The sequence below is a fragment of the Alcaligenes nematophilus genome, from assembly GCF_026344155.1.
GTDB lineage: Bacteria > Pseudomonadota > Gammaproteobacteria > Burkholderiales > Burkholderiaceae_B > Alcaligenes > Alcaligenes phenolicus.
This window is the reverse complement of the sequence record NZ_JAPKMZ010000002.1, coordinates 1-17,463: the sequence shown is the minus strand read 5'-3', so window position 1 is coordinate 17,463 and position 17,463 is coordinate 1. Positions and strand designations below refer to the sequence as shown.

General features: G+C 57.6%; 16 protein-coding genes. 5 read left to right on the top strand and 11 right to left on the bottom strand.

All coding sequences use genetic code 11. The features are described 5' to 3' along the window. Positions 1-460: 460 nt before the first annotated feature. Together OSH04_RS05220 and OSH04_RS05215 are read left to right on the top strand one after the other, a co-directional pair. Entirely contained in the window at positions 461-1,273 is an 813-nt protein-coding gene (locus OSH04_RS05220; RefSeq protein ID WP_035271438.1) for a mechanosensitive ion channel family protein, read from the top strand. A gap of 208 nt (positions 1,274-1,481) precedes the next feature. Next, complete coding sequence (locus tag OSH04_RS05215; RefSeq protein WP_026484233.1) at positions 1,482-2,417, top strand: LysR substrate-binding domain-containing protein; 936 nt, start codon at positions 1,482-1,484, stop codon at positions 2,415-2,417. 30 nt (positions 2,418-2,447) lie between these two features. On the opposite strand, the gene OSH04_RS05210 is transcribed toward OSH04_RS05215, so the two are convergent. The 11 genes from OSH04_RS05210 to OSH04_RS05160 form a co-directional block, all read right to left on the bottom strand. Then, positions 2,448-3,377: an acyltransferase domain-containing protein gene (locus OSH04_RS05210; RefSeq protein ID WP_266108063.1), complete on the bottom strand. Its 930-nt coding sequence runs from the start codon at positions 3,375-3,377 to the stop codon at positions 2,448-2,450. A gap of 2 nt (positions 3,378-3,379) precedes the next feature. Beyond that, on the bottom strand, positions 3,380-4,342 hold the full coding sequence (locus tag OSH04_RS05205) for a triphosphoribosyl-dephospho-CoA synthase (RefSeq protein ID WP_266108062.1): 963 nt from the start codon (positions 4,340-4,342) through the stop codon (positions 3,380-3,382). After that, positions 4,332-5,036: a malonate decarboxylase holo-[acyl-carrier-protein] synthase gene (gene mdcG / locus OSH04_RS05200; RefSeq protein WP_226348579.1), complete on the bottom strand. Its 705-nt coding sequence runs from the start codon at positions 5,034-5,036 to the stop codon at positions 4,332-4,334. The genes OSH04_RS05205 and mdcG overlap by 11 nt, the downstream gene beginning before the upstream one ends. After that, positions 5,036-5,749, bottom strand: coding sequence for a biotin-independent malonate decarboxylase subunit gamma (gene mdcE / locus OSH04_RS05195; RefSeq protein WP_022983522.1), 714 nt, complete (start codon positions 5,747-5,749; stop codon positions 5,036-5,038). The genes mdcG and mdcE overlap by 1 nt, the downstream gene beginning before the upstream one ends. Next, complete coding sequence (locus tag OSH04_RS05190; RefSeq protein WP_035270906.1) at positions 5,746-6,648, bottom strand: biotin-independent malonate decarboxylase subunit beta; 903 nt, start codon at positions 6,646-6,648, stop codon at positions 5,746-5,748. Before OSH04_RS05190 ends, mdcE begins: the two co-directional genes overlap by 4 nt. After that, positions 6,645-6,995, bottom strand: a complete 351-nt coding sequence (mdcC, locus tag OSH04_RS05185) for a malonate decarboxylase acyl carrier protein (RefSeq protein WP_266108061.1) — start codon at positions 6,993-6,995, stop codon at positions 6,645-6,647. Before mdcC ends, OSH04_RS05190 begins: the two co-directional genes overlap by 4 nt. A 34-nt stretch (positions 6,996-7,029) precedes the next feature. After that, complete coding sequence (gene mdcA, locus OSH04_RS05180) at positions 7,030-8,712, bottom strand: malonate decarboxylase subunit alpha (RefSeq protein WP_009457830.1); 1,683 nt, start codon at positions 8,710-8,712, stop codon at positions 7,030-7,032. 57 nt (positions 8,713-8,769) lie between these two features. Further along, positions 8,770-10,050, bottom strand: a complete 1,281-nt coding sequence (locus tag OSH04_RS05175; RefSeq protein ID WP_266108060.1) for an amidase — start codon at positions 10,048-10,050, stop codon at positions 8,770-8,772. 9 nt (positions 10,051-10,059) lie between these two features. Continuing rightward, positions 10,060-11,469 carry a short-chain fatty acid transporter gene (locus OSH04_RS05170; RefSeq protein ID WP_266108059.1) on the bottom strand — a complete coding sequence of 470 codons (1,410 nt, stop codon included), beginning with the start codon at positions 11,467-11,469 and terminating at the stop codon, positions 10,060-10,062. A 631-nt stretch (positions 11,470-12,100) separates the two neighbouring features. Beyond that, positions 12,101-12,871 carry an IclR family transcriptional regulator gene (locus tag OSH04_RS05165; RefSeq protein WP_022983524.1) on the bottom strand — a complete coding sequence of 257 codons (771 nt, stop codon included), beginning with the start codon at positions 12,869-12,871 and terminating at the stop codon, positions 12,101-12,103. A 145-nt stretch (positions 12,872-13,016) separates the two neighbouring features. Beyond that, on the bottom strand, positions 13,017-13,865 hold the full coding sequence (locus OSH04_RS05160; protein ID WP_088450892.1) for an RNA methyltransferase: 849 nt from the start codon (positions 13,863-13,865) through the stop codon (positions 13,017-13,019). Positions 13,866-13,973: 108 nt separating this feature from the next. On the opposite strand from OSH04_RS05160, the gene OSH04_RS05155 reads away from it, so the two are divergent. Genes OSH04_RS05155 through OSH04_RS05145 form a run of 3 tightly spaced genes read left to right on the top strand, consistent with a single transcriptional unit; the run spans position 13,974 to position 17,294 of the window. Beyond that, positions 13,974-14,765: an inositol monophosphatase family protein gene (locus OSH04_RS05155; RefSeq protein WP_035270898.1), complete on the top strand. Its 792-nt coding sequence runs from the start codon at positions 13,974-13,976 to the stop codon at positions 14,763-14,765. A gap of 58 nt (positions 14,766-14,823) precedes the next feature. Further along, on the top strand, positions 14,824-16,407 hold the full coding sequence (locus OSH04_RS05150; RefSeq protein ID WP_083054040.1) for a TerC family protein: 1,584 nt from the start codon (positions 14,824-14,826) through the stop codon (positions 16,405-16,407). 26 nt (positions 16,408-16,433) lie between these two features. Next, entirely contained in the window at positions 16,434-17,294 is an 861-nt protein-coding gene (locus OSH04_RS05145) for an undecaprenyl-diphosphate phosphatase (RefSeq protein WP_239055223.1), read from the top strand. The last annotated feature ends 169 nt before the right edge of the window (positions 17,295-17,463 follow it).

Here is a 17,463-nt window from a genome sequence, read left to right as displayed (position 1 = left end):
ATACAGGGGTTTTCCCTATTTTTATGCACATCTTTTGTGGATAAGCCGGTTTTCAACAAGCAGAGGCTTGCCCGAGGAAAAAAATGGTAAAGAATTGTCGATTCTCTGCTCGCCATTTCTAAGTGCTTGATTGCACGGGGATAAGTGCAGTGATTCACGGTTTATCCTGTGACTTGTCCACATTTTATGGGGATAAGCTGGCGTCTGTTTCCGGATTTGGATGTTTTCTGTTCGTGGTTTTCAAGTGGCTGATACTACGGAAGGTTTTTCTGATTTGCCCAGTTTTTCCTATGAGCTATCCACAGTTTTCGGGGATAAGATGGTGGGCTTGCTCAACTTGGGTTCAGACCCGTCCCAAGGCTATGATGCGCACTAGCAATGTTTACCCTTGGCGGCCAGTCCCTTCGGTGCTTTGCCTTTTAATTGAGGAGATTGAAACGTGGAAAAATTGCAAGCCTGGATGACAGAGTTTCCAGCCGTTGTCGCGATTGCGCTCAACGTCGTGATTGCTTTGTTGATTCTGATTATTGGCTGGTGGCTGTCTGCCGTCGCCGGTCGTGCCATCAAGCGCATGGCAGCCCGCTCGCCTCGAGTGGATCCGACGATTGTGCCTATGGCCCAGTCCGTAACGGTCTGGACAATCCGCATCTTTGTGCTGATTGCCGTGTTGGCCCGTTTTGGTGTGCAGACCGCCAGCATTATCGCGGTACTGGGTGCCGCCGGTTTGGCGGTGGGCTTGGCCTTGCAGAACACACTGCAAAATATCGCCGCCGGCATCATGTTGCTGATGCTGCGTCCCTTGCGTGCGGGCGAGTTTGTGTCGGTTGTTGGTAAAGGTGACGGCACCGTGCAGGAAGTGGGTTTGTTCCTGACCCGCTTTGAGCAAGTGGATGGCATTCAATTCACGCTGCCCAACAGCCTGATCTGGGGCAACCCTATCATCAACTACAGCCGTAACACCACCCGTCGTTTGGACTTCGGGGTGGGCGTACGTTATGGCGATGATCTGGACCTGGCCATCAAGCTGCTGCAAGACCTGCTCAATGAACATCCTCAGGTGCTGAAAGACCCGGCTCCTTTGGTCATGGTCATGGAGTACAAGGACAGCGTAATCACCGTCAATCTGCGTGCGTGGATCAATGCTGCTGACTTCTGGGATGCCCGTTTTGATCTGTTCCGCCGTGCGGTCCAAGTGCTGAATCAGGCTGGTTTGCAGACGCCCGTTCCAGTACGTGAAATCGTGCAGTCGGTTGGCGAGAAAAAGGCTGCGTGAACATGATGGGTTCAAGGCCTGACTCCGGCTTTGAACCGTGTCCTGCAGGCTTCAAGCCCATGCGGTTCCGATAGAAAGTATGAATGCCCCAAGCCTTGCTTTTAGCGGCTTGGGGCATTTTTTTCGGGTTAGCCTGCATTGGACTTACTGCGGGCTTCTCCCATACTGTACTCTTTGCTCTGGCGCTGTTTTTCCACCTGCCCTCACGATGTTTCTGATCGACGAAAAAATCACGGTACGACGCCTGGAAGTTCTGCTGGCTTTTCTGGAAGCCGGCACGATTGCCCGTGCCGCTGAACAATTGGGCACCAGTGCGGTGAGCGTGCATCGGGCCTTGAAAAGCCTGGAGGAAGGGTTGCGCTGCCCGCTGTTCTTGCAGGAAGGCCGCAATCTGGTGCCACAGGAGTCGGCGCGCGAGCTGGCCGAAGCGGCCAAGGAAACCATACGTACCTTGCAGCATGGCATTGATGCTGCCCGCGAAGCCGGGGGGTATTCGTCGGATCAGTTGCGCATAGGCTCCATGTACTCGCTGACGATACGTTTGGTGCCGCGCCTTTTGGTAGAGCTGAAGGTTCACAAGCCTTTATTGCAGATTGATCTGGTGCTGGACTCCAACGAGAAGCTGCTGCAAAAGTTGCGGGGTGGTCATATTGATGCAGCCCTGATCGAGTTGCCACAGGAGCAACCGGATGATCTGGAAGTGCTGCCCATTTTTGATGATGAACTGATGTTTGCTGCTCCCATGGATTGGCAAGGATCGGACTCGTCCGTGGTGGATCTGGAGCGTTGTTCCAAGGAACGTTTTGTGTCGCTGACCGATGATTTTGCAACGGGGCGGGATATGCAGCGCATGTTGGCCAAAGCTGGGTTTGATGCCGATATTGTGATGCGCACCGGAGACATCTTTTCCTTGATGAGCCTGGTCAGTGGTGGTGTGGGATGCTCCCTTTTACCTGCGCGAGCCAAAGCGGTTTTTTCTGACAAGATTCAGTGGCTGAGCCTGGAGCCGAAGTATCGACATTCACAGCGTATCGGCCTGGTGTGCATGAAGTCGCGCGAGCGCAGCCCGAATGTGTTGAGCTTGTTACGGGCCTGCCGGATCGTGCGTACTCAGTTGGAAAAAGAAGGGCCGACGTCGGGCTGATGCGGGTCTGTGCAAGCCGCTGTCTTGCGTTTATCCAGCCCAGCGAGACAGCCAGCGCTGCAAGCCATCCAGGGTTTGGAACTCGTCTACACTGCGCGCAGGAGTCTCTGGATAGCGTTGATTCCACATGGTCGCCAGACTGCGGCCCGGACCAATCTCCAGCACCACATTGGGCTGTCGCTCTTCAATCTGCTCCATGCAGGAGTCCCATTGCACGGTTTGCATCAACTGCGCTGATAAGGCCTGGGCAGCGGTAGTGGCGTTATGTACCCATAGACCGGCATTGGTAGGCCAAGGCAAGGTCGGGGCAGTCAGTTCGCTTTGATTCAGTTGCTCTTGAAAGGCCTGGGCCGCGCTGCTCATCCAACGGGTATGGGAGGCAATATTCACGGCCAGGGGTGTGCAACGTGCCCCTTGTTCTTGAGCGAATTTTTCCAGGGCAGCAAGCTTGTCACGTGGTCCCGCACAGACAGCACTATCAGGACCATTGCGTATGGCCAGGGCAGCGCCGTGTGCTTGGCACCATTGTTCAATCGTCCGGATTGAAACCCCACTTATCGCCAGCATGCTGCTGTCCTGTCCGGCCCCGGCTTGATCCATCAAGGCGGCTCTTTGTCCGGCGAGCTGGATGGTATTGCTGGCAGATGACACACCCGCTACACAAGCGGCTGCCAGTTCACCAATGCTGTAGCCCGCCACGGCCACCAAAGATCGCCAGGAGGTTTGCAGGGCAGGGACGTGCTCCTGCAATTTCTGCCAAGCGGCCAAGGCGCAAGCTGTCAGCACAACTTGGGCATGGGCATTGGTGCTGGCCCAACGGGTATCGCGCATGGCAGCGCGCCAATCGGGAACGTGCAACTGTTCCTGCATTTGCAGCAGCAAGGGGTTTGCCGGGTTCATCCAGGGCAGCATGTCTGCGTATTGCATGCCTTGCCCGGAAAACAGCAGGGCGATTTTCATAGTCAGGCTCCAGTAGGGCGACGCTGGCTGGCACTGCCGGGTGCATAGGCTTGCAAGCGATCCAGCCAGCAGCAGGCCGACAGGGTGTCGGCTGCGCCGCCGGGGGACAGGCGACGCTTCATGAAGGCTTGATGCAAGGCTTGCGCGCGTTGCACCGCATCGGGGCTGAATGCACTGCCTGCTTGCAGGTAGTGCATGGCGCAGCGGCGCGCGTAGTGTAGCCCCTCCAGTCCGCCACGATGGGCCAGATTACTATCGTCAAGGACCGCCATAACAGAAAAGAAGGTATGCAGACCCACGGTTTGCAACTGCTGTTCTGCCACTGGTGTGCTGTGCGGAGACAAAGTTTTGACAGCGACTTGCCAGGCGGGCCAGGCCGTTTCAAACAAGGTGGGAAAGCCCTGGGCTGCTTCCTGGTTCGCGCCTTGCAAGCCATAGCGGCGTACCGCCCGTCCGCCCGGCAGTGCGGACGAAGCTTGCAGGCTGCGGGCCTGTAAAGCCGCCCCCCATAATGTTTGAAGTTGGTCCCGAATCGTGGCGGGAGTCAGGGTGCGAAAAGGTAGGCAAGCGCCTGCGGCTGCGCACAGCAGGCCCAGCATGAAGATGGCGCCACGGTGGGTATTGATGCCCCCGGTTGCCGCCTGCATGCGAGCCTCCGCTGCAATCCCGCGAGTTTGCAGCTGGCTGAATGGAACACGCTGTTGGCCCAGAGCCGCCATGTCAGAAAAATAATGGCGCAGGGCAAACAGACTGCGATAAAAAGTGCTGGCATCCATATCGTCATGGCTGCCGCTGTCGAGCAAGGAAACCAGCCCCGGTTTGGGAGCCAGAATCAGCTCGTCATACAGCGCCAGAACCGCCGCACGGCCTATGGCCGCACAACTCCAGGAACGGGATGGATCCATGAAGTCGGGGGCAGTGGGGCGAGGCGCCAATGTTCTGGTTTCAATGGCATCAAGCAGCATGAGAGGACTCCGGAGCAGGAGCGTGCTCGGGCCAGTCCGAGTGCGCCTGAATACGTACACCATGAGTGCGTTTGATCATCACTTTGCTGCTGGCACCGCTGCGCCATTGCTGCCATTCACGCCAGGCAATGGCGGCGTCATCCGGGAACAGCAACTCTCCATCCAGACGGGGCAAACCGGACAATTCGCTGATTGCACTTAATAGCTCCACCAGACGATCTGCTTGCGTGGCGCTCTGCACGGGTAGCAGCAAATCCAGGTCTGAACCTTCACGCACATAGCCCTGTCCTGTGATCAGCTCCCAGCCATAACTGCCATAGACCTGAGCCGTGCAGCCATGTGCTTGCATACGCTGACATAAGCTCAGCCAGTCTTGCGCCAAGGAGGCTGGCAATAAGGTTTGGGCTTCATGGGCGGGGGGAAAACTGCCCCAAGACAGGCTCTGGTTTTGGGAAACGATCAGGGACAGACGTTGCCGCCCCCAATCGGTCGGTAAAGGAATGCCCACTTGCAACTGTCCGCTATGCAGTTCGCCTGGCTGACGGCTGACGACCAGCGGCCAGCCTCGAGCCTGCCATTGACGCAGGCTCTGGCAGACGTGGCTGGTCGGCTCCAGATCAGTCAGCACCTGATCCCAGGCTGTGTTGTCCAGCGTGATCAGGTGGTGACGGCGAGCGGGCAGCTGGGCGTTCATCAGGATGCCTGCAAGACCTGTTCAATGATCTGGGCAGCCAGGCGGCGGCCACCACGTTCGGCACCATCGCTGGCGCGGCGATCCTGATCATTGGATTGAGCCAGTGCTGCCCGCAAGGAAGCACGCAGTTGCTCTGGCGAACTGCTGTCCCAGACAGACTGAATGCCTCCCATGGCCACATAATTGCCTACGCCGGGCGCAAAGACCGGATTGGACTGCGCCAGCTCTTCCAGCATGGCTTCGGGCAGCTTGGTCACGCGGGCCATGGCAGGAATGCGCATGACGCGAATTTCGGCTTCGGGCACGGCATAGCAGGCATCGGCAATCAGACCGGAGGTGATGAAACCACCGGACAGGGCCTGGTCGTACACCAGCCCAATGACCTTGTGGCCTTTGCGTCGGGCCAGATCCAGGCACATGCCCAAGTGAGCCATGGCGCGGTTGATGCCCAGCAGCTCATCGCGGCGGCGCAGTTGCTGGCCCTGGGTATCGACCAAAAGCAGCAGGCTACGGCCAGGATGGTTCTTGATGGTGTCCAGCACGGCCTGTGCCTGGGTCAAGGCCAGGGACACGCCGATGGGGGCGTGTTCCGTCGTGCCGATCACGGCCAAGGTCTCGCCATCAAACTGGGCATCGCCCTGCAAGAACAAATCCTGTTCGCTAATGCTGTGCTGCGTATCGAACAGCGATTGCACCAGTGTTTCCCATTTCATGACAGCGCCTCCTGGCTGCGTAATGCTTTGACGGCTGCAGCATCCATCTGCCCGACTTGATCACTTTGTTCCAGCCCCAGTGCTTGCCACAAGGCTTGGGCCTGATTTTCAGTTTGGTCCCATTGCTCCACAGGCAGCAGGGCTGCGCGGTGTGCCAGCAGCTGATGTTCCTGTTCCAGCTCTTCCAGGGTGACGGGACCACGAGCTGGATTCTTCAAGCCTTGTACGGCAGCGGCGCGGAAAGCGGCCACGGTGTCCGGTACAAGGTCGTCGCAATCGGCAGTCAGCCAGCGGTGTTTTCCGCCACTGGTTTGCCAGACCAAAGCGCGGTCCTTGGAGTCGTATTCTTCGACTCCGTGGGAGGCTTCAATCACTTCCGGGCCGGACATGGCCAGACGGCCGACGTCGCTCATGATCAGGTGGTTGGTGCAGCGGGCCACAATGCCCATACCTCCAAAGCAACCGTTTTGCCCGCCGACCAAAGCAATCACAGGCACTCCGGCATTACGCGTGTCCAGCAGGGCGCGCATCACTTCCGAGACGGCTATCAAACCGGCGTTAGCTTCGTGCAAACGCACACCACCGGACTCCAGCAGCAGCACTACGCCTGCAGGACGGTCAGTCATGGCTCGACGCAGCAGGCCCACCAGCTTGGCGCCGTGGACTTCGCCCACGCCACCGCCCATGAATTCGCCTTCCTGCGCCGCCACATACACGGTCTGCCCCTCCAGCAAGGCACGGCCGATAGCTACGCCATCATCAAAGGAAGAAGGCACTCCCAACTGGGCCAGATGGGGGCTGCTTAAACGTTGTGCAGGTGGCAGCCATTCGTGAAAGCTGTTGGCGTCAAACAGAGCCTGAACGCGCTGGCGGGCAGAACATTCCAGATAACTGCTCATGACTGTGTTCCTTGTGCTTGGCTGCGTGCCAGGGCTTCGCTGGCGGCCTGGTCCAAACGCAGGCTGACCACGGCAGGGGTGGCCCCCATATCGTTAATGTCAAAGTGAATACCGGCCAGCGGATGGCGCTGGTGAAAGTCCCGCACCACCGCATCCCAGATCGTGGAGAAACCACGTGCCGAGGTATGAATATGGATGGTGCATTCGGCGCTGTCCTTGGGCTCGGCCAGCACTTCCAGATTGCCCGAACCTACCACGCCCACCAGCACAGGCTGGAAGGTGCCAATAGGCTTTTGTCCTTTGAAGCTATAGGCCAGGGTTTCCAGGCCGTGAGGAATGTTTGTCATCGTGATCTCCTAATGCAAATAGCGTGGCGGGCCATTACCAGTTACGGAAGCGTGCCGGAGGTTGATACAGCCCGCCGGAGGCTTGAACCAGATCCCGCATGCTGCGTGCGGCCAATAAATTGCGGGTGGCCTGGCGTGGGTCTATGCCCAGATCCTGAGGGCGACGGATGATGCCGCGATCGCGCAGGTTCTCCACCATGCGGGCATCTCGGCCCAGGCCCACTTGCGTATAGCCGGCAACACCCCGTATGGCTTGTTCGCGCTCTTCGTCGGTACGGCACAGCAAGAGATTGGCGATGCCTTCTTCTGTCAGGATGTGAGTGACATCGTCGCCGTACACCATGATGGGCGGCAGATCCATGCCGGTCTGCTCCTGCAGGGTCCAGGCATCCAGGGTGTCCACAAAGGCGGGCGTCATGTGTTCGCGGAAGGTTTCCACAATCTGCACTACCAGCTTCTGACCACGTGGCGTACCGGCTGCACCTTGGCGTCCTTGGCGTGCTTCTTGCCCGGCTTTCAACCAGGCGGGGCTGGCGTGGCGACGACCGCGAGCATCCGCGCCCATATTGGGTGCGCCACCAAAACCGGCAATACGGCCCAGCGTGGCGGTGGAGCTATTGCCATGCAGGTCGATCTGCAAGGTGGAGCCGATGAACAGGTCACAGGCGTAGTGGCCAGCCGCCTGACAGAACGCGCGGTTGCTGCGCATGCTGCCATCCGGGCCGGTGAAGAACACATCGGAGCGGGCGCGCAGATAGTTTTCCATGCCCAGCTCGGAGCCGAAGGAGTGCACCGATTGCACCCAACCGGCTTCGATGGCCGGGATCAGGGCAGGATGCGGATTCAAGGCCCAGTGCTGGCAAATCTTGCCTTTCAGGCCCAGTGATTCGCCGTAAGTGGGCAGCAGCAATTCAATGGCGGCGGTATCAAAACCGATGCCGTGGTTCAGGCGTTGCACACCGTATTCCGCGTAGATGCCCTTGATCGCCATCATGGCCATCAAGACCTGGATTTCGCTGATCTGGGCTGGGTCACGGGTAAACAGCGGTTCGATAAAGTGCGGGCGGGGAGCGGGCACGACAAAGTTCACCCAGTCGGCGGGAATGTCCACGCGTGGCAGGCGGGTGGTCTTGCTGTCGACCAGCTCGTTGACCTGGGCGATGACAATGCCGCCGGAAAAAGCGGTGGCTTCCACAATAGCCGGGGTGTCCTCGGTATTGGGGCCGGTGTACAGATTGCCGTGCTCATCGGCGGCCTGGGCCGCGATGAGCGCGACATTCGGGGTCAAATCTACAAAGTAACGGGCAAACAACTCCAGATAGGTATGAATGGCACCGATGTTCAGTCGTCCTGCCGAGGCCAGCCTGGCCAGGCGCGCACCTTGCGGGCCGGAAAAGCTGAAGTCCAGGCGGTTGGCAATGCCTTTTTCAAACACATCCAGATGCTGGGGCAAGGCCAGCACGGATTGCACCATGTGCAGGTCATGAATCTGCGCTGGGTCGACGCCCACCAGTGCATCGGCCAGAAAGTCGGCCTGCTTCTGGTTATTGCCTTCCAGACATACTCGATCTCCTACTTGTAATACGGCTTCCAGCAAGCTGCTGGCTTTATCCGTGCTGCATATCTTGCCTTGCAAAGAGTCTCCCAGTGCGCGGCTGGCACGTTGCAGTCTTTGCTGGCGGGCTTGATTCTTAAGATTCCAGTTGCTGTCCGTCATTGGGTTTCCCTGTCCTACCTCTGTCGATGTGATCCGTTGAGTAAGCTGCCCGACCCTTCAGGATCGGAGTTCAGGCAGCGCGATAGTTAATGTGCCCAGGCGATGGGCAATGCGGGTGGCCGCTTCCAGTAGCAGGTCATCCTGCCCAGGGCGGGCAGCCACTTGCAGTCCTAAAGGAAGCCCGTGGCTGCCAAAGCCGATGGGCAAGTTGATGCATGGAATGCCCAATGCCGTCCAGGCACGGCACAGCACGGGATCGCCCGTGGTGTCGCGTGTGGGAGCCTCGCCCAAGGCGGCTGCGCTCAGGATCAGGTCTGCGTCGCCGAAGATCAGCTCGGGTTGGCGCTTGACCTGATTGATCAGGCCTTGAGCCTGAATCAGTTCGGCAGGTTGAGTCTGTGCGCATTTATCCAGATAAGTCCGCAAAGCAGGCGAGAGCAGTTCCAGGTGTTGCTGGCGTTCATGGCTTAAATGGGCCAGTACTTCAGCTCCCATGATGGCTTGCTGCGCGTGGGTCAGTTCACCAAACAGACTGTCCCTGTCGCTAAGCTGAACTTCAAACTGGCCGTCATCCGTTTTCAGGTGAGTTACGGTCGCTTCCAGCCGATCACGCAAATCCTCGGCAATGTCCTCCCACCAGGGCGTGTGCAAAAAGCTCAGGCGCAAAGGGGCTTGCTGCAGGACTTGCGATAATTCCGGCGTGCTGCGCAGTGCGTTGAACACACGGCGCACATCCTCCAGCCGCTGGCCCAGGATTCCCAAGGTGTCCAGAGACGGGCTGATGGTTTTCAAGCCGCTGCTGGGCAGGGCGCCGAAGCTGGGTTTGAAGCCATAAATTCCGCAGAACGTGGCGGGGCGCACCACGGACCCCGCTGTCTGGGTGCCCAAAGCTACCGGCACCACATTGGCGGCCACGGCAGCGGCCGAGCCGGACGAAGAACCGCCCGGCGTGTGCTCCAGATTCCAGGGGTTGCGTGTCTTGGGAGGGCTGAACAGCGCAAATTCCGTGGTGACGGTTTTGCCAAAAGGCACGGCACCGGCCGCACGCAGGGCCTGCACAATGGCAGCGTCCTGGGTGGGGCGGTTGTCGCGATAAATGGGCGAACCATAGGTGGCTGGAGCGTCCGCCGTATTGATCAAATCCTTGATGCCGATGACCAGCCCCTTCAGGGAGCCGGTGTTGTTCTCCTGCTCTTGGGCGACATGCCGTACCTGCTCCTTGTCCAGATGGGCAAAGGCCTGAATCAGATCCTCGGTTTGCTCGTAGCGGGCAATTGCAGCCTCCGCTGCCTCCTGGCTGGATGTCGTGTTTCGGGTAGCGAAATCATTCACAGACATGGCAAGTCCTTAGAGCGTGAAGGGTGCGATAAGAATAGCAATCGTCAAAATGACGGTGCCAATCAGAAAGGCCACGACAGTAAAGCCCATCACTTGTCGTACATTCAGGCGCGCAATGGCCAGCACAGGCAAAAGCCAGAAGGGCTGGATCATATTGGCCACCGCCTCGCCAAAGGCCACGGCCATGGACATCAGGCCCAGGTAGTCGGGTCCGTCCTGACCAATGGCCAGGGCCGATTGCACGGCGATGGGGCCTTGCACACCCCAGTGTCCGCCACCGGAAGGAACAAACAGCGAGATGATGATGGAGGCGATAAAGGTCAGGAAGGGCAGAGTGTATTCATTGGCCCCAGTCACCAGCGCGGAGGACAGGATTTCTTCCAGGGCGCGACCGCCTTCCATGGGGATATAGGCTAGCAAGCCCATGATGCCGCCATACAGCGGGTACTGCAGAATCAGCGGGCCTGCCGTTTTGGCGGACTCGACAAAGGATTTGATAAAGCGGATAGGCGTCCAGTGCAGCAGGGCACCGGTGACGGTAAACAGCATGATCATGGATGAGATGTTCAGCGCAAAACCGCTGCGCACGAAGTAGTACATACCCGCGGCAAAGAACAGCACATTCAGAATCCACAGGTTTTCCAGCTTTTCAGCCGGGGTGCTGGGCTTGGTTTTGGGCAGGTCTTTTTCAATGTCAGCAAAGACGGCGGGGTCAGGCGGCAAGGCGTAGTCAGGCTCCATGCGCCAGATCGTCAGAAACAGCAGGATGATCAGGGCCACAACTGGAATCCAGCTATAGGGCTGGAAAATGGTCAGGCTGAACGGCACCGTCATGCTGGTCAGTTGATGGATGACGTTGATGGGGCTGTTGGGATCGGTATTGGCCAGGGCAATCGAGCTGGACAGACCTTGAGTCCAGAGCAGGTAACCCATATAACCCGAGGCAATCAGATAACCAAAGTGCACATTGGGCAGACGGCGGGCAACCTGGCGTGCAACCAGGGCACCGGCCACCAGACCCAGGCCCCAGTTCAGCAGGCAGAAGATCGCGCCCACGGCAAAGCACAGCAGGGCACCTTCAACTTGTGTGCGGGCACGGGAGGCCAACCAGATGATGGCGCGTTTCAAGGGTGGTGCTTCGGCCAGGGTGTAGCCCGTCACCAGAATCAGCACCATTTGCAGGGCAAAGGTGAAAATGCTTTTAGGGCCCCATACCCCGCGATACCAGGCATCCACCATTCCTCCGGGGGTGGCGCCATCAACAAACAGGGCAATCAGTCCTACAACCAGCAAGCTCAGGATGACGGCGAACAGATACGGGTCCGGCATCCACTTTTCTACGTAACGCACGCAGATATTGGTAAAGCGGGTCAGCAAGTTTGGCCTGGGTTTGGCCGAGAGGGTAGCAGTGGTGTTCATGATGAACTTATCCTTGTTTTTGTCTCCCCGACCTGGCTAGTGGGTCGGCTGATGGATGTGGATGCTGGATACACAGTCCCGCTAGCGCGTACTCCTCGGTAATGACTGTTGCCTGTATCTCGCCTTCCTTTTTTATGGTGTGCCCCTTAGGGGGCTTATCGTTGTGCCCACAAGATAGCGACAGGCTAGTGCGTGGATCAATAAAGCAAATGTTGTTTTATTTACGCGCGGCGAAACGATGACGCGTTAACCCTAGGGGTAAAAGGGCGAGCGCGCGCCGCGACAAGCGGCTTTCGATATAAAGCCGACTGTTTTTTGAGAAATGGGGATATTTAGCTAAAACGAACTGATTAGAGGATCAGTTTGAATGGAGGCTAGAGCACTGTTTGAAACGGCACTGCTTTTTTCAGAAGCCAAGCTGGGATGAGTGCGGCTTGGGAGGGGACTGGGCTTATAGCCAGCGTAGTTTCCCTTGTTTTGACAGGCTGAGCCTGGAAGAGCTACCTGCGTTGATGAGGAAAGCAGGCGGAGGGGGAGGTTCGAGGCGTAAAAAAAGCACACAGGGCAGGCTGTGTGCGGATGAGGGTGGTAACGGTCCCGACACCGTTATGGGGGAGAGATCCGCCCAGATTTAAAACTTGTCGGCGACCGAATCCAGCGCGTCGCGCAGCAAACCGGCAATTTCTTTTTGCCGTGGCGCAGGCATGCGCTCGGTAATGGCCGTGACACTCATGGCCAGAATGGGGCGGCCTTTGTGATCGCACAACGCGCAGCCCACACCCAAAGCACCGCGTACGGCGTAATTGCCTACAACCGAGTAGCCCCGGATACGGGTGTTGGTGACCAACTGGCGCATCTCGCGCTGGGTCATGCCACCGTACTGATCCAGCTGATTGGCATTGCGTTCGATAATCTGCTCGATCGCTTCGTCCCCAAGTGTGGCCAGATAGGCCATGCCACCCGAACCCACGCCCAAAGGCTGACGCTTGCCGACATAAGTGGCCAGAATCTGTACCGGGTAGGGGCCAATTTCGCGCCACAGGCTAACGGAGTCGTCGCCATCGCGGCCCACCAGAAAGACCGCGTCGCCAGTCTGTTGAGCCAGCTCTTGCATGATGGGCTGCATGATGGTGACACGCGGGTCCAGTCCAAACAGGCCCTGATCCTGGCGCGTGGCGCTGTAGCGACGGCTATGGCTACTGTTCTGGACCAGACCGTGATCGATCAGGGCGGCCAGCAGCCGGTAGATGGTGGGGCGCTGTAATTGCGTGGCGCGCGACAGGTCGGTGACGCTCAGCCCTTTGCCTTGATGATTCTGCAAAGTCTTGAGCACCAGCAGGCCGCGTTGCAAGGTGCGCGGCCCGGCCTGATCCTGCGGTTCTACGGTCTCGGGAGTGTTCATGCTTGAAAACAGCTATTGCTTACCGAAAAAGTAACTCAGTAAGAATATACGCCAGCCAAGAAAGTGTCCACTGTGTGATCGCTCATAAAAGACAATGCCCGCTGGGTGCAGCGGGCAAGAGGGGTAGCGCGTTTGAAGGCAGGTTTTAGCGATGTTCCGGGCCTGCCGATTCGTCTTTACGTTGTTCAGGGATGGGGTGGCCCGCTGTTTTAGCGGTCTTGATCATGGCGGTACACAGGCCGCGCAACATATCCACTTCGTCCAAACTAAGCTGGGCGCGACCGAACAGGTGCTGCATGCGGGGCACCAGCTTCTTGGGGTGTTTGGGGTCCAGGAACTTGACGCTTTCAATGGCCTGTTCCCAGTGCTGCAGCAAGGCTTGCACCTTGGCTTGGGGAGCCAGCTCCTTGCCAGGGTCTGCCTTGCCATCCGTATTGGGCAGCAGGCTGGCACCGCTTTCAGCCAGCAAGGCATAGCGCAATTCCCAGGCAGCCAGTTGCAAAGCCTGGGCGACATTCAGGGAACTGTATTCAGGATTGGCCGGAATATGGCAGACGTATTGGCACTGGCTGATGTGATCATTGGTCAGGCCCACGCGTTCGGTCCCCAGCACAATGGCGACGGTTCCGGCGTGCTGGCGCAGATGCTCACGGCTCAGTTCGGCAGTCTGACGTATATCGGCGGCTGGCGGTCCTAAATAGCGGGGGCGGGCCGTCAGGGCAAAAGCCAGAGTGACCGGTTCCAGTGCATGTGCCAGAGTGGGAACAATAGTTGCTTGCTCCAAAACGTCGACGGCACCGCTGGCCAGCGAGATTGCCTGAGGGTTTTGTGCAACGTCCGGGTCTAGCGGGTCGACCAGACATAAGTCGCCAAAGCCCATGGTTTTGATCGCTCGCGCTGCTGCGCCCACGTTTCCAGGGTGGCTGGGTTGCACCATAATGAAGCGAACCCGGTGAAAATTATCATCAAATGCCGATGCTTGCGTCTGAGTCATTTAAAATAGCTACTTTGAAGCTACGCTTCCTGTGTCTGCTCACGCGATTTTGCCCTGCAACAGGGCACGCCAGGCAGGCTCAATTATTGTTAAAAAAACGGAATTTCCATGCACCCGATGCTCAATACCGCCATCAAGGCGGCTCGCCGTGCCGGCACCATTATCTCTCGCGCCAGTCTGGACCTCCAGCACCTGTCGGTTGCGCGTAAAGGCCCTAAAGATTATGTCACGGAAGTGGATCGCGCAGCAGAGGAAGCCATCATTGAAGTGTTGAGCGAAGCCTACCCCGACCACGGTTTTATCGGCGAGGAAACGGGCGAGCGCCCACCGCTGGAACCCGCAGGCGAAGGTACTCCCGAATACCAGTGGGTCATTGATCCTCTGGATGGCACCACCAACTTTATCCACGGCTTTCCGTGCTACGCAATTTCGATTGCCTTGATGCACCGTGGCCAGGCTGCCCATGCCGTTATTTACGACACCAACCGCAATGAAATGTTCACGGCCAGCCGTGGCGGTGGTGCCTTCCTGAACGACCGTCGTATTCGTGTGTCGGGCCAGACTCGTTACCACGATGCCTTGATCGGTGCACACGTGCCGGATTCGGGTGCAGGCGTGAAACCCACCTCCCCATTTGCCGATATGCTGGCCGAATGTGCTGCCGTGCGTCGCGTGGGTGCAACGGTTTTGGATCTGGCTTATGTGGCTGCAGGTCGTCTGGATGGCTTCTGCGCCGTTAACCTTAAACCCTGGGATCTGGCTGCCGGCACCTTGCTGGTGACCGAAGCCGGCGGTCTGGTGGGCGACTTTGAAGGCGAACAAACCTGGAAAGAGACTGGCAATGTGATTGCCGCCAGTCCGAAGATCTTTATTCAGATGCTGTCGCACCTGCAAGATTAAGAACCTAGACCCCGGCATTGCCGGGGTGTTCTTTTAATCACAGCGCCAAGGAGCTGAGATGGAGTGGTTGATGGACCCGACCGCCTGGGTTGGGTTACTCACACTGGTAGTTCTGGAAATTGTGCTGGGCATCGATAACCTGGTGTTCATTGCAATTTTGGTCGACAAGCTGCCTCCGGCGCAGCGCGACCGGGCTCGTGTGCTGGGCCTGTCACTGGCCTTGCTGATGCGCCTTGGCTTACTGACGGTCATGTCTCATCTGGTGCAGCTGACCGATCCTTTGTTCTCCCTATTCAGCCTGGATTTCTCAGGTCGCGATCTGATCATGATCGTGGGCGGTTTTTTCCTGCTGTTCAAGGGCACACTGGAGCTGCACGAACGTATTGAGAACCGCAGCGCTCATGCTTCCGGCTCGCGCATGTATGCCAGCTTCTGGGTCATCGTGGCGCAGATCGTGGTGCTGGATGCCGTGTTCTCCATCGACGCGGTCATTACGGCGGTGGGTATGGTCGAGCACCTGCCCATCATGATGGCGGCGGTGGTCATTGCCATTGGCATCATGCTGGTTGCTTCCAAACCCTTGACGGCTTATATCAATAGTCGCCCCACGGTGGTGATCCTGTGCCTGGGCTTTTTGTTGATGATCGGCTTCTCCTTGCTGGTGGAAGGCTTTGGCGTACATGTACCCAAGGGTTACCTGTATGCGGCCATTTCCTTCTCCATCCTGATCGAAATGTTCAATCAGCTGGCGCGTCGCAAGTTGCGTATGCTGCAGGCTGGTCGTCCCATGCGTGAGCGTACGGCCGAGGCTGTGCTGCGCATGTTGGGCAAGCGTCCCGCTTCCGGTGAAACGGCCATCGGGCCGGATCTGCCCGGTGCGGCGGCGCAAATGGTGTTCGGTCAGGAAGAACGCAATATGGTCAGTGGTGTGCTGACTTTGTCCGAGCGTACCGTGCATTCGGTGATGACGCCGCGCAATGCGATTACCTGGGTGAATGTGCAGGACGATCCTGAGGTCCTGCGCGAAAAGATGACACATGAACCCCATAGCATGGTGCCAGTGTGTCGCGGTTCGCTCGATGAGGTTATTGGCATTGGTCGAAGCAAAGAGTTACTGGCAGACCTGCTGATTCATGGTCATATCCGTCTGGACCAATTGCGTCAGCCGGTTTTTGTGTATGAGTCCATCGGGATTTTGGACCTGATGGAAACCATCAAGCAAAGCCGCGGGCAGTTGGTCATGGTGACGGACGAGTTCGGCACTATTGAAGGTTTGGTGACGCCTTTGGATATTTTCGAGGCGATTGCAGGCGATTTCCCCAGCGAGGACGAAACTCCCGATATTGTCCAGGAGTCTCAGGACCACTGGCTCCTGGACGGCTCCACCGACTTGCATCATCTGGAACAGATGCTGGGTGTGGATGGTCTGGTGGATGAAGAGGAAGAATATGCCACCCTGGCCGGTTATCTGCTGACGCGTTTCGGACAATTGCCCAAGGTGGGCGATGTGTGTGTGCTTGAGCAAAGCGATGCGGTGTATCGCTTCAAGGTGGAAGAGCTGGAAGGGCGTCGCATTTCGCAGGTCAGCCTGGAACGTGTGCCATACGATGATGAACAAATCGATCCATTTCTGGCGTCTTAATTTTTATTGGCTTTGATTCGGACAACATGACTGAGCAAACTCTCTATTTGTTGAAAGCCCTGTTTCTGGGGATTGTTGAGGGCATCACGGAATTCATTCCGGTTTCCAGTACGGCGCACTTGCTGATCCTGGGCTCCTGGATTGATTTTTCCTCGGGTGATGCCAAGGTCTTCGAGGTTGTCATTCAGTTTGGTTCGATTCTGGCCGTGATCTGGATTTTTCGCGCCCGTTTGATTCAGCTGCTCACCGGGGTCTTGCGCGGTGATCGCACGGAGCTGATGTTCACTCGCAATCTGCTGATTGCCTTTTTGCCCGCTGCCGTTATTGGTGCCTTGACGATTCAGTACGTCAAAGCCTTGTTCCATCACCAGATTGTGTTTGTGTTCACGCTGGTATTGGGTGGTTTGTTGATGCTGTGGGTCGAGCGCAAACCGCAGTACGCGAAGAACACGTCAGAGCTGGATCAGGGTGAAACCGCCACCTCGCAAAAGGCTACCGCCTTTGCCTTGGAGGAGATCACCTGGAAGCAGGCTTTGGTGGTTGGGTTTGCCCAATGTATTGCCATGGTGCCAGGTACTTCACGTTCGGGCGCCACTATTATCGGCGGCATGCTGGCCGGTATTCAGCGCAAGACCGCCACGGAGTTTTCTTTCTTCCTGGCCATGCCAACCATGCTGGCTGCTACGGTTTATGACCTGTATCGCAACGGTGCGTCCTTGAGTGCAGATCAAAGCACCGCGATTATTGTGGGCTTTGTTGCTGCTTTCTTTAGCGCCTTGTTCCTGGTGAAGGCCGTGCTGCGCTTTGTGTCCAGTCGCACCTATCGTCCTTTTGCCTGGTATCGGATTGCGTTGGGCGGAGTATTGTTTGTGTGGCTGATGACTTAGACCTTTGCCGCCTAAGATGTTTTGAAATCCCCGCTTGCTTGATCTGCCAGCGGGGATTTTTCTTTTCAGGGAGGCTCGGTAAATGTCGTCTTTTCACGCACATACTTTACTTACCTACCTACCTACCTACCTACCTACCTACCTACCTACCTACCTACCTACCTACCTA